Here is a 12,441-nt window from a genome sequence, read left to right as displayed (position 1 = left end):
TAAATTCATGCCAGTAACTGGGGAAGCCCGCGGCGCAGTCGTTGTCACCGGCGCGGCAGGCGGTATCGGTGCGGCCGTCGCCGCCGCGTTCGCCGCGCGGTCGGCGCCGATCGCCTTGCTCGATCACGACCCGGCCGTGCATGCGGTGCGCGCACGCCTGGCGGCCGAATATCCCGACGCCGAATCGCATTCCGCGATCGTCGACGTGACCGACCGCGATGCGGTGGATGGCGCCTTCGACGAGGCGATCGCCACGCTCGGTCCGCCGTCGGTGGTGGTGCATGCCGCGGGCGTCATACAGACCGGACCGGTCGCGGAATTGACCGCGCGGCAATGGGATCGGGTCTTCGGGGTGAATGCCACCGGCACCGTCAACGTCACCAGGCGCGCCGCGGACGATCTCGTCACCGCCGGTGGTGGCGCCCTGGTGGTGATCACCTCGAATGCCGCGAGCACTCCGCGCGCCGGTATGGCGGCCTACTGCGCGTCCAAGGCCGCGGCCGCGGCGTTCTCGCGCTCCCTCGGGCTCGAGGTCGCACAGCACGGGGTACGGGTCAATCTCGTATCGCCCGGCTCCACCGACACCCCGATGCTGCGCGGCATGCACGCGGGCGACACCGGCGGCGACGAACTGACCGCCGCCGCCCGCGAGCGACTACTCGCCGGTGAGCCGGAACGCTTCCGGCTCGGCATCCCGCTTCAGCGCGTCGCGCACGCCGCGGATGTCGCCGAAGCCGTGCTGTTCCTCGCCTCGGACGCGGCATGCCACATCACGCTGCACGACCTGCGTATCGATGGCGGCGCGACCCTCGACATGTGATCGCGCCCCGCGCATCACCTACATCCCGCTATCGCGAGCAGGACATCGACGCCCGCGCTCGCGGCGAATTCCCCTGCCCCACATACTGAACCGAGCTGGAGGACATACCGTGGCAATTCCGCCGATCGCACCCTATTCGATCCCGTCGTCGGAGGAGATCACCGAGAATCGGGTGTCGTGGTCGCTCGACCCCGCACGCGCCGCGCTGCTGATCCACGACATGCAGCGGTATTTCATCAATGCCTATGAGCGCGACCAGGAACCGATCGTCTCCGCGCTCGCGAACATGGTGCGGATCAGGGATATGTGTATCGAAGCGGGTATTCCGGTGGTGTACACGATGCAGCCGGGTGATCAACACCCTTCGCGGCGCGGCATTCTCGCCGACTTCTGGGGCGCGGGCCTGACCAGTGGCATCGACACCGAAGTGGTGCCGGAACTCGCGCCGGGGCGCTCCGACATCCAGGTGACCAAGTGGCGCTACTCGGCGTTCCAGCGCACCGATCTGCGCGAATTGCTCGGCCATTACCGACGTGACCAGTTGATCGTCACCGGCGTCTACGCGCACATGGGGTGCCTGCTCAGTGCCGCGGAGGCGTTTATGAGCGATGTGCGGCCGTTCCTGGTGTTGGACGCGACCGCGGATTTCACCCGCGAGGATCACCTGATGGCGATGAATTACGCGGCGCGGCGCTGCGGCGTCGTCACCACGACCGACGCATTGACCGCGGACCTGAGCCGATCGCAGGTGGCCTAGCCGCGCGGGGTGTATTGCCCATACAATCAGGTGTAGCAATACCCAACATGGGGAATGTTAGTTCCCGGTGACGCTCAACACATCCCCCGCTTTAGGGTAGGTTTACCTAACTGGTGTGGCAGAATACCTGAGACCTAAGTTCTGTGTTGAGCGTTCAGAGGTGTTGAGACAATGTGGATGATGCCCGTCTCGGGTGCGGTGGAGACCGCAGTGACCTCGTTCGCCGATCGCATAGCTGTCATCGACGGCGACTGTATGCACGACTACGCCTCCCTGGGTGAGGCGATCGCGTTATTCGCCGAGGAATTGGCTGCTCAGGGTATTGAATCCGGTTCGCGCGTGGCGATTTACATCGGGTGCGGCTACGAATCGCTGCTCGCGGTCCTCGCCGTGGAACGGGTCGGCGCGGTGGCGGTACCACTGGACATCCTGGACGCACCCGAGACGAGCGTTCGCGCGCTCGACGCCACCCGCGCCGATTTTCTGCTCGGCCATCGGCGCGACGAGCACATCGCCGAGGACCTCGCCGAAAGCTACGATCCGCGCGACCTCGAGATGACCTCGGTCGCGGAGGAATACACCCTTGTGCGACTGCCCGATGCCCGCCGCGGCGCGTCCTGGGGGGTCCGAGGCGGGTTCGCCTTCTGTTTGCTCGACGGCACCGGATCGCTGGCTGTCGAGAGCACGGCACTGGCAGCCGCGGCGGTCGAAATGGGCACCGAGCTCGGTACCTGTGCCGAAGACGTTGTCGCGGTGACGCTTCCGCTGACCACCCGCTCGGTGCTTACCTCGACCATCGCCACCCTGCTGTCCGGGGCGTGCCTGTCGATGCGCGGATACCCGCACCCCAGCGCGGCCGGAATCGCCGCGCAGATCGCCGCCGACGAGGTCTCGATCCTGGTGTGCTCGGATCATGGCCTCGCGGGGCTGGAGGGACGCCACGCGATGAATTCGCCTACCGCCGAACCGCTCAGGGTTCTCACCTTGTCGCATCCGACAGCAGGGCAGGACAAGACCCCGGTGTCGGTGGACCACCTCGCCGTGCATGGCGGCTACCTCCGGATCGAGGCGGACACCCGCACGCGATACTGCTGTGCTTCGCCGCGACAGCAAGTCGCATGCTGGTGCCGCCACTGACGCTCGCCCACGGCGCGGCATCCGACCATGAGTCCGACGACAGCGGCCACCGAGGGACCAAGCACTCGGCGGCCGCGTATCAGCCCTCGACCAGCGCGGCGAGCTCGTCCTCTTTACGCGTGCGCAAGGTTTCCGCGATGGTCTCCTTCGTGGACGACGCAGGCAGCCACAACGCCTCCGCGAGGGCCGCGCGCGCTTGATCGACATCCATCGAACCGGCGCCACGATAGCCGGTAGCTACCAATGCGCGGATTATCGGCGCGGAGTCGACGGGCGGCGGGTTCGCCGCGACCACGTCGAATTGCGCGCCGGTGGTGGAATCGAGCGCGAACTCCAAAAAGACTTCGTCGCCGGGTGCGAGGCCGAGATCGTCGACGAATCGCTTGATCGTGCCGGACCGCGCCTGCACCGCGACCCAGACGACCGACTGCGGGCCGAGTCTGCTGCTGAGCTCCAGCGACCGCTTCGGTCCCGCGCCGATCAACCCCGCCAGCGCCGAGGGCAAGTTGAACGCCGAACCCTTGATGTGCGGAGGTGCGATCGTGGTGCGCCACCGCAATACCGCGTCCTCGCGGTAGAGGTGCCGGGTTTTGGTGGGGGACTTCCGTGGCGTGTAGGTCTTTTCGCGTCGGGAGACGACACCGTCGGTCGTGACGTACTCGCCGGAGGCGGCGTAGGTGCGCACGCTGAACTCTTTGACATCGAAGGTGCCGATCAGCCGCTCGACGAGTTCTTCGATGCCGATCTTGCCGCCGTTGGTGTCCAGGATCTCGCCGATCTGACGATGGATCGGGACATAGCGTGCGGTGCCCCAGCGCGCGAGCGCCCAGCGGGAGCGGTCGGCCCTGATGAACCTCTCGTCGGAAACCATCGCGTTGCGCACGCTCGACAGCGATCGTGCGGGAACGATGGACGCGTGGATCTCGTTGAGCGCCATCGGCTTTCCCGAAAGGGCCAGGATCGCGGCGATATTGTCGTGTACCGATCCGGATTGTGCCAATACGTGTTCGCCGATCACTCGGTAGCCACAGTATGCGAGCCAGGCCGAGGCGTCGGTCTGGGGAATGCCGAGCGCTTCGGCGACGGCGTCGAGACCGACCAGCCCTTCGTCGGTGGACAATTGCTCGAGCAGGCTCTTGCTGCGATTGCGTGCCGCATCCATGGTGGGCGTGACCACCCAGCCGTCGACGATGTCGAAGCGATCGTCCAGGCGCGACAGCGCGAACCACAGCGGTCCGTCGGCGGCCGGGAGCGCGACATCCAGATCGGGTTCGGCCTCGACCATGCGTTCCAGGGCCGCGACCGGTCGCGCGGCGGCGAACAGCGTGTCGGCGCTCGCGCGCAGATGCGGTGCCGAGTGGAACGCCGCGTGCATCTTGTCGCGCAGCCGATTGTCGAGCTGATTCACCCGCTCGCGCGAAATCCCCAGTGTGGTACCGCATTCGGCGAGAGTCTTGCGACGACGGGTAATGATCCGCGCGGTGAGCAAGAACAGGTCACGGTCGTTCAACATGCCGGTGATGCGGTCGAATTCGCCGACCGTGGCCGAGTTCGTCGGGTCCGCGGTGGTGCTGCGCCGGATCAGGGCCGCGATGATCTCGGCGATCATCGCCGAGCCCACTCGCGGCAGCGCGCCGAGTTCGGTGACGGTGAACCCGGCCAGCGCTGACTCCTCGACGACGCCGGTGGCCGTCAACGCGGATCGGGTCCGCGTGGAAAGGTCGAGGACTTCGGCCGGTGTCGCGGCGGTCGTACTCGCGCGCGGCGCTACGAACGCGAAGGGAAACGACGAGCCCAACGGCTCGTCCCTGTGGTCGGCGACGAATACCGCCGCGAGGCGTCGGCACACCTCGTCGCGGTGCTGGGGAGGCAGCGAATCGCCACATTCGGTGGCCATCCACGCGTTGGGCATCAGCTCGCCCTCACCGAGCAACGGCGGTCCTTGCCGATGTTCGGCCAGCCAGGGCAATACATCCAACCAGGATCGTCGCGCTACCTCTCGGACCGGGGAATGGGTAGGCCCACTCACTAGATTTCTCCTGTTGCCGGTTCTGCGTTGACGTTTCCAAAAAGTATAGGCTTAAAATCTTGGAACAAGCTGGCAAGCAGGATTCACCGAGCGCGTACCCGAAGTGAGCGTGTCGAATTTGTCCGAAATGACAGCGATCAGGGCGGCGGCGACGCCTTTTTCTCAGTCCTCGGTGATACCGAGTGCCGCGAGCATGGTGCCGAGTTTGGTGGTCGTTTCGGCCAACTCCGCGTCCGGATCGGATTCGGCGATGATGCCGCCACCCGCGTACGCGTGCAGGAACCGGCGATCCGCGGACAGCCGCGCGCAGCGGATACTCACCATCCACTCACCGTCGCCGTCCGCACCGGCCCACCCGACGGCACCGGCGTAGAAGCCGCGCTCGCCCTCCAGTTCGGTGATCAAGTCCTTGGCCTGTGCGGTAGGCGTGCCGCAGATCGCGGGCGTCGGGTGCATGGCAACGGCGAGATCGAGCGCGGTGACCTCGCTGTCGCGGACGGTGGCGGTGATCGGGGTGCCGAGGTGCCACAGTTTCGGGGTGCTGGTGAGTTCCGGTGTCGAAGGCACGCTGATCTGGTCGCACAACGGGGCGAGCGCCGCGCGCACCTGCTCGACGACGAAGGCGTGCTCGCGCAGATTCTTCGCCGAATCCAACAGTCGCGCACCGGTTTCCCGGTCTGTGGCCGGGTCGGGGTGCCGGGGCGCGCTGCCCGCGAGCGGATGGCATTCGACCACGCCGCCGCGCCGGCGAACCAGGAGTTCGGGACTCGAGCCCACCAGTGCCGTCCCGGCGTGCTCGCGACCGGCGTCGCTCAGGTCGACGCAGAAGCCATTGCCGAGTGAATCGCGTGCGACCAGTCGCTCCAGCAGCGCGACCGCCGAGACCGGGTCGGTGGCCGCGAGTCGGACAGCCCTGGCGAGGACCACCTTGTCCAAGGTGGTGTCGGCGGCCGACATCACCTCGATCGCCGAACGCACCCGGCGCAGATGTTCGTCCGTGCTCGGTTCCGGTGCGTCGACGGTGATCCGGGGGAACGGCCGCGGTGTGTCGGGGGTGTGCAGTGGGCCGTCGGTGATGTCGAAGGAGTCCGGGGTCCACAGTGCGGCTCGGTCGTTCGGGTCGAACGGCAGTGCGCCGACGACGTGGCTCGCGGTGCCCGAACGTAGTGCATCGGCGGCCGCGCTCGAGGTGGGATGGGTGGCCGCGCGTCCGGTGGCGATGACGGTGGCATCGGGGCGCGACAGGACGAACGGTGTCGCCTGCGGGTGGTTTTCGACGAGTGGTCGGGTCTCGCCGATCGTCGCACGGTGGATGTTCATGGCACGCCGCCTCTCCTGCGCCGCGGACCGAAGTAAATAGCCTGTACTGCTATAACTTGAAAGTGGAACCGCGTCTGGTAGTGGTTAGCGTAACCTAACTCGGTCGATTCGGGCGGGGTGGGGTCTACCGGCGCGCGCTGTTCGCGTCCGCGTAAGGCCCCTTGCGCTGGCGTGTCGGCGCGTCGCGCGCGTCGCGGTCGTTCTCAATCCTGGTCGCTCAGTTGTTTTCCCGTGTTCGCGCGCGGGGTGCGGCCGCAGGGGAACGTCCGCCGACATGCTCGCTTGCGGTGTGGTAGCGGTGAATTCGCGGTGTTCACGCGGTTGCGACATCGACGAATGATCTTCGCCGAAGAATGAAGGGATATAACTCGCCTTCTCTCACTACGCCGCGATGGAAACCGCGCGTCGGTGGATATGGGCCGAAGTTGTTGCCGCAGTGTCGCTATCGGCGTCAGTGACCGTGACCAGACCTTAACCGGGGCTCTCCGGTCGCACTCTTGCGTTCTTGCATATGCAAGAGCATGATCCAGCTATCGTAGTCAGAGTCAGACGATCCGATCACCGGGAAAATCGAATCGAGAGCCAATGATCTTGCTAGGAAGCGCGTTGGTATCGGGTGAACTCAGGGTGGGACGATGAGCGCGCCGACGGTGGGAGAACTACCCACCGCGCCGCAATTATTGTGCGCATTCCAGGGTCGCCGTTTCCAAGATCGCGAGTTGCTGCGCTCCGCGCACGCACTGGCGGAATTGCATCTGCGTCGAGCGCAGATACGGGATCTGCTCCTGATCTCCGAAATAGATTGTCGGCGCAGTGAACTCATCGAGGACATCAACGACTGGATAACCCAGGAGTTTCCGCAGCACCGCAATGGCGCGGCGCTGCACACCGAAAGCCTGGGTGCGGTGGTAGACCGCATGGCGGGTAGCTGGGTCGACGCCAATCAAGCCATCGACGCCGATGGCGCACGCAGTGCGAATACCCACAAGCAGTGGTATCACCTGGCCGAATTGGTCGACGGATACACCGATCTGGTGATCGATGTCGCCGGAGGGCGGCGTCGCCTGCCGCAGCACTGACGGCGGTTCGCACAGAACTGAGCACGGAAGACGGTCGCGGCGCGCGCACGCCACGACCGACTCTGTGCGGGGCCCTCGCGCCCGCTCCAGTGGCACGCGAGGGAGCCGAGTCGGCTGATCGCGACTGACCGGCACCGATGGGTACCGGTCGATCGCACCACGGCGGCGGGCCGATTACCCTGTTCGGTATGTCAGTCCGCACCCGTCAGCCCCTCGTCCCCGGCGTCCAGTCACCGATTCGCGAGGTTCCGCGCGCCATCGAGCGTCCGGAATACGCGTGGAAGAAGACCGCGAACGAAGGGCGCGAGCCGTGGGTGCAGACCGAGGAGACCATCGAGAAGATGCGCGTCGCCAGCAAGATCGCGGCGCAGGCCCTCGCAGCCGCGGGTAAGGCGGTGGCGCCCGGTGTGACCACCGATGAGCTCGACCGCATCGCGCACGAGTACATGTGTGATCACGGCGCCTACCCGTCGACGCTGGGCTACAAGGGGTTCCCCAAGTCCTGCTGCACCTCGCTGAACGAGGTGATCTGCCACGGCATTCCCGATTCGACCGTGATCGAGGACGGTGACATCGTCAATATCGACGTCACCGCCTACATCGACGGCGTGCACGGCGACACCAACGCGACATATTTCGCGGGCGAGGTCGACGAGGAGGTGCGGCTGCTCGTCGAACGCACCGAGGAAGCGACCTTGCGCGCTATCAAGGCGGTCAAGCCCGGACGCGCGCTCAATGTGATCGGCCGCGTGATCGAGTCCTACGCCAACCGGTTCGGCTACGGCGTTGTCCGTGATTTCACCGGTCACGGTGTCGGACCGACTTTCCACAGCGGATTGGTCATCTTGCACTACGACCAGCCCGCCATCGAATCGGTGATCGAGCCGGGGATGACCTTCACCATCGAGCCGATGATCAATCTCGGTGGTATCGACTACGACATCTGGGACGACGGCTGGACGGTGGTCACCAAGGACCGCAAATGGACCGCGCAGTTCGAGCACACCCTGGTGGTCACGGATACGGGCGCGGAAATCCTGACGCTGCCGTGAGCGGGTCGAGGCTCGCGCGGTGAAAGGCGCGCTGCTCGTCGCGGGGACCACATCGGATGCGGGCAAGAGTGTGCTCGTGGCAGGGCTGTGTCGGATGTTCGCGCGGCGCGGGGTGCGGGTCGCGCCGTTCAAGGCGCAGAACATGTCGAACAACTCCGTGGTCACCCTCGACGGCGGCGAGATCGGACGCGCTCAAGCCCTGCAGGCGCGTGCCTGTGGACTCGAACCGAGCGTGCGCTTCAATCCGATCCTGCTCAAACCCGGCAGTGATCGGCGCTCGCAACTGGTGGTGCGTGGCGAGGCGATCGGCACGGTCGGCGCGCGGGACTACTTCCAGCACCGGCAGCGGCTGCGCGCACTGGTCGCCGACGAACTCGCCGCGCTCCGTGCCGAATTCGACGTGGTGATCTGCGAAGGAGCTGGCTCGCCTGCCGAAATCAACCTGCGCGCCACCGATCTGGCGAATATGGGCCTCGCGCGAGCGAGTGGACTGCCGGTGCTCGTGGTCGGCGATATCGACCGCGGCGGGGTGCTGGCGCATCTGTTCGGCACCGTCGCGATCATGGAACCCGAAGACCAGCGGTTGATTTCGGGATTCGTGGTGAACAAGTTCCGTGGCGATGTCGCGCTGCTACGTCCTGGGCTCGACCGGCTCACCGAGTTGACCGGCCGCCCGACGTTGGGGGTGATCCCGTTTGCCGAGGAGCTCTGGCTCGACGCGGAGGACTCGCTCGCCACCGTCGCCGACGCGGCGGTGGGTCGCTCCGGTCCGCCGAGGGGAAGCGAATGGCTGAGCGTCGCCGCGATCCGGCTGCCGAGGGTGTCCAACTCCACCGATGTGGAGGCATTGGCGTGTGAGCCCGGTGTTTCCGTGCGGTGGGTAACCGATCCTTCTCGGCTCACGGGTGCCGACCTGGTGGTGATCCCCGGTAGTAAATCGACGGTGGACGATCTGGCCTGGTTGCGCCGCAAGGGGTTTGCCGCCGCGCTGCGCACACGAGCCGTGCACGGCGGTCCGATTCTCGGCATCTGTGGCGGATATCAGATGCTCGGCACGCGCATCCACGACACGGTCGAGTCCGCGGCGGGCACGGTGGACGGGCTCGGGCTGCTCGATTTGGAGATCGAGTTCGCCGAGCCGAAAGTGTTGCGCCACAGTGTCGCAACGACGCGCACGGCGGCCGGGGCGCCGTCGCGCACCGAGGGTCCGATCACCGCGCACGGGTACGAGATTCACCACGGCAGGGTGCGCGCGAGCGGTGACCCGCACTGGCTCGACGTCGAGGGCCAGCACGAAGGCAGTGTGCGCGGCGCGGTCTGGGGCACCCATCTGCACGGCGTGCTGGAATCCGACGCTTTCCGACGCGACTGGCTCGCTACCGTCGCCGCTGCGGCCGGGCGTACGGGTTTCGTTGTCGCCGAAGATGTTTCGGTTGCCGACGTGCGCGGCGCGCAACTGGACCTGATGGCCGACCTGGTCGAGTATCATCTCGATGTCGACGGCATCGAGCGTCTGCTTGCCGCCGGCGCGCCTGCCGATCTGCCGATTCTCACCACCGGCGTCAGCTGAACGAATGGGCTTGACGAGCGCCGCGTCACACCTTACCTTTCAGTAAGGAATTCGACCCTGAGTAAGGCGGGGGTCGAGGAGTCGCGAACTGACAACGGCGGTCGAGATGGCGGACAAGAAAACCAACGGCAAAGCGTCGAGCGTGGTCTCCGCGACGGTAACCAGCAAGGGGCAGATCACCATCCCGGTCGACGTGCGCGTCGCGATGGGTTTGCGCGCGGGCGTCCGCGTCGCCTTCGTGCCGACCGAAACCGGCACCTATGAGCTGGTGCCCGAGACCCGAACCGTCAAGTCGCTCAAGGGGATTGTCGGCTGGTCCGGTTCGCCGATCGGCCTGCCGCAGCTCAAGGAAGCAATCTCCGGCAATATCGTGGAAGGCAAGCGCTGATGATCGGACTCGACGCCAATGTGCTCATCCGTTACCTCACCCAGGACGACCCCGTGCAGTCGGCGCTGGCCAACAAGGTGATCGACGGCCTCACCGAGGACGAGCCCGGCTACGTGACCATGATCGTGCTCGCGGAGATCCACTGGGTGCTGCGCCGCGGCTACCGTCAGGACCCCGATCTGGTCACCGACGTGCTGCTCGGGTTGCTCGACTCCACCGAGATCGTCGTCGAACGCGCCGACACAGTGCGCCAGGCGCTGCGCAGTGCCGCCGAGGGCGCCGATTTCGCCGATGCCCTTGTCCACCAACTCGGCAAGGAAGCCGGATGCGAGCGAACCTTCACCTTCGACGAGGCACCCGCCCAGAGCAACGGTCGACGCGTCCCCGCCTGACCGGATCGCGCCGCCGCTTCGGTGGCTGTGGTGCGCGCGCCGCGACCGTGTACCGTGACCCGGCATGAATTCTCGGCAGATCACCGTCGGTGACCAGGCTTGGACCGTGCGGGTCGACGGCCCGCAAAGTCGACACAGCGTGCTGCTGCTGCCCGATGTCGATGACCGTCCCGATGCCTACGACCAGGTGTGCGCGCGGCTGCACAATTCCGATCTGCGCACCTACGCGGTCGAATCGATCGATGGACTCGACCCGGTGAACATCACCGGGCTGCTGGACGAGCTCGAACTGCCGTGGGGTGTGAACATCGCGGGCCGAGGCGCGGGTGCCGCGCTCGGCTGGCTGGTGTGCTCGGGCGGATTCGGCCGTTTCCAGAGCCTCGTCGTCGCCGACCGCGGCCACCCGGCCTCGCCGGGTGCCGACGGCGTCGTGCCCGTTCCGGACACCAGGCCGGTCGAGGTGCCCACCACCATGCTGGTCACCAAGAACGTGCCGCGCTCGGTCGCCGACGCCTCCGGGCGTTACGTGTACGGCGAATTCCGTGTGGTCGAGATCGACGTCGACGATGTGGCCGCCGAGGCGGCCACCGAGTTCGCCACCGAGATCGTGCTACGCACCAGCCTCTGGTGAAGCCTGCGAGTCCGACGGCCCCGAGTCGGTGAGCCGCGCACGGTAGTCGCGCAACCAGCCCAGCCAGTTGTCGAGCTCGTTGAAGGCCTTGGCCAAGGGCTCGGCGCCGGACAGGAAGATGTCGTGCTTGCCGCCGTCGATCGGCACGATATTGGTGCGATCGCCCAGACAGCCCGACCAGCGCTGGATCTGGCGCACGTCGAGCACCGCGTCGGCCACGTCGACGGCGGGACCGTAGGTGCGCGCGAACTTCGTCACCCGAGAACGCAGGATCAGCGAGGGCACACCGATGTCGAGGCCCGCGTGCAATCGCGCCTGGCCGTTGCGGACGGCGCGCAGCCAGCCCAACCGAATGGGGAAGCCCGCCAACGGCTTCCAAGACAGGTCGTAGTCCCACTCACCCGAGACGCTACGGTGCAGGCTGTCGCCGTAGGTGCTGACCTTGCCGCCGCCGGGCAGTTCGAGCATCCGCCGGAAACGCCCGAGCCCCTTGATGATCGGCGTGCCGATGGTCCGGTAGTAGGACGGGCCCTGTAGATCGAACCACGGGCTGTTGAGCACCACACCGGCGACACCGGTGGCGTTGCCCGCGCGCCGGTGTCGGTCCAGCCACAGTGGCACCACGAGCCCACCGGTCGAGTGCGCGTTGATTACCACGTCGGCGTCGGTTTCCGCACGCACGATCGCCAGCGCGGCGTCCAGTTCGGCGTCGTAGAGTGCGAGATCGCTCACATAGTGCGGCGTCTGCCCTTCGCGCAGCGACCGGCCGCACTTGCGCAGGTCCAACGCGTAGAAGCGGTATCCGGCCGCGTGGAAATGCTCGGCGAGGTGGCGCTGGAAGAAGTAGTCGGTGAACCCGTGGACATACAGCACCGCCCCGGAGTCCGTGGGTTCGGGTGCTTCGGCCGCCTCGGGCACGTACCGCACCAGGGTGGCCACCGCCTCGCCCTCGCCGTCGGGATCCGGACCGAACGACAAGGTGCGCTGCTGGTAGTCGGCACCGAGCACGTCGGGCTGCCATGGCTCGTCGGCCGCCGTGGCGGCGTGCTGGGGCGCGAGCGACGTTTCCGTTGTCGACGTTTCCTTTGTCACAGACACAATCTAGGTCACATTTGCCCGGTCCGTCGCGGGAGGCGAGCGTGGTGAGGTGCACAATCGAAAGAAGGTGAACGGCGGGTAACCTAACTCCCGCCATGCTTGCTTAGCACCTAGCCCATGCAGGTCCGCCCGCCCGGCGGACCGGCGTAGAAGGACAAGGAAGTCGAT

12 protein-coding genes are annotated in these 12,441 nt (G+C 66.5%); 9 read left to right on the top strand and 3 right to left on the bottom strand.

The genetic code is table 11. The features are described 5' to 3' along the window. Positions 1-7 precede the first annotated feature (7 nt). The 3 genes from ABEA50_RS16655 (at position 8) to ABEA50_RS16645 (ending at position 2,714) form a co-directional block, all read left to right on the top strand. Positions 8-820 carry an SDR family oxidoreductase gene (locus ABEA50_RS16655; RefSeq protein ID WP_345496298.1) on the top strand — a complete coding sequence of 271 codons (813 nt, stop codon included), beginning with the start codon at positions 8-10 and terminating at the stop codon, positions 818-820. Between the two features lie 109 nt (positions 821-929). Further along, positions 930-1,577: an isochorismatase family protein gene (locus ABEA50_RS16650; protein WP_345496297.1), complete on the top strand. Its 648-nt coding sequence runs from the start codon at positions 930-932 to the stop codon at positions 1,575-1,577. Between the two features lie 180 nt (positions 1,578-1,757). Then, a complete protein-coding gene (locus ABEA50_RS16645) occupies positions 1,758-2,714 on the top strand; it encodes an AMP-binding protein (RefSeq protein WP_345496296.1) in 957 nt (318 codons plus the stop codon). A gap of 79 nt (positions 2,715-2,793) precedes the next feature. Here ABEA50_RS16645 and ABEA50_RS16640 read toward each other — a convergent pair whose 3' ends face one another. Further along, positions 2,794-4,743: a hypothetical protein gene (locus tag ABEA50_RS16640; protein WP_345496295.1), complete on the bottom strand. Its 1,950-nt coding sequence runs from the start codon at positions 4,741-4,743 to the stop codon at positions 2,794-2,796. Positions 4,744-4,905: 162 nt separating this feature from the next. Next, entirely contained in the window at positions 4,906-6,063 is a 1,158-nt protein-coding gene (locus ABEA50_RS16635) for an isochorismate synthase (protein WP_345496294.1), read from the bottom strand. 719 nt (positions 6,064-6,782) lie between these two features. Here ABEA50_RS16635 and ABEA50_RS16630 point away from each other — a divergent pair. From ABEA50_RS16630 to ABEA50_RS16605, 6 genes are all read left to right on the top strand, one after another. Continuing rightward, the gene (locus ABEA50_RS16630) at positions 6,783-7,142 is read left to right on the top strand and encodes a DUF4254 domain-containing protein (protein ID WP_425577654.1); all 360 of its coding nucleotides are present in this window, start codon (positions 6,783-6,785) and stop codon (positions 7,140-7,142) included. A 188-nt stretch (positions 7,143-7,330) separates the two neighbouring features. Then, the gene (gene map / locus ABEA50_RS16625) at positions 7,331-8,194 is read left to right on the top strand and encodes a type I methionyl aminopeptidase (RefSeq protein WP_345496292.1); all 864 of its coding nucleotides are present in this window, start codon (positions 7,331-7,333) and stop codon (positions 8,192-8,194) included. Positions 8,195-8,213: 19 nt separating this feature from the next. Beyond that, entirely contained in the window at positions 8,214-9,764 is a 1,551-nt protein-coding gene (locus tag ABEA50_RS16620; RefSeq protein ID WP_345496291.1) for a cobyric acid synthase, read from the top strand. A 106-nt stretch (positions 9,765-9,870) separates the two neighbouring features. Beyond that, on the top strand, positions 9,871-10,152 hold the full coding sequence (locus ABEA50_RS16615) for an AbrB/MazE/SpoVT family DNA-binding domain-containing protein (RefSeq protein WP_345496290.1): 282 nt from the start codon (positions 9,871-9,873) through the stop codon (positions 10,150-10,152). Then, the gene (locus ABEA50_RS16610; protein WP_345496288.1) at positions 10,152-10,544 is read left to right on the top strand and encodes a PIN domain-containing protein; all 393 of its coding nucleotides are present in this window, start codon (positions 10,152-10,154) and stop codon (positions 10,542-10,544) included. The genes ABEA50_RS16615 and ABEA50_RS16610 overlap by 1 nt, the downstream gene beginning before the upstream one ends. A 64-nt stretch (positions 10,545-10,608) precedes the next feature. Next, positions 10,609-11,175 carry an alpha/beta hydrolase gene (locus ABEA50_RS16605; RefSeq protein WP_345496286.1) on the top strand — a complete coding sequence of 189 codons (567 nt, stop codon included), beginning with the start codon at positions 10,609-10,611 and terminating at the stop codon, positions 11,173-11,175. On the opposite strand, the gene ABEA50_RS16600 is transcribed toward ABEA50_RS16605, so the two are convergent. Next, positions 11,155-12,267 carry an alpha/beta hydrolase gene (locus ABEA50_RS16600; protein WP_425577621.1) on the bottom strand — a complete coding sequence of 371 codons (1,113 nt, stop codon included), beginning with the start codon at positions 12,265-12,267 and terminating at the stop codon, positions 11,155-11,157. The two genes, ABEA50_RS16605 and ABEA50_RS16600, sit on opposite strands and share 21 nt — an antisense overlap. Positions 12,268-12,441: the final 174 nt, after the last annotated feature.

Source organism: Nocardia callitridis, from assembly GCF_039543305.1.
Lineage (GTDB): Bacteria > Actinomycetota > Actinomycetes > Mycobacteriales > Mycobacteriaceae > Nocardia > Nocardia callitridis.
Note: the sequence above shows the minus strand (reverse complement) of the source record. Positions and strands in the feature narration are given on the sequence as shown.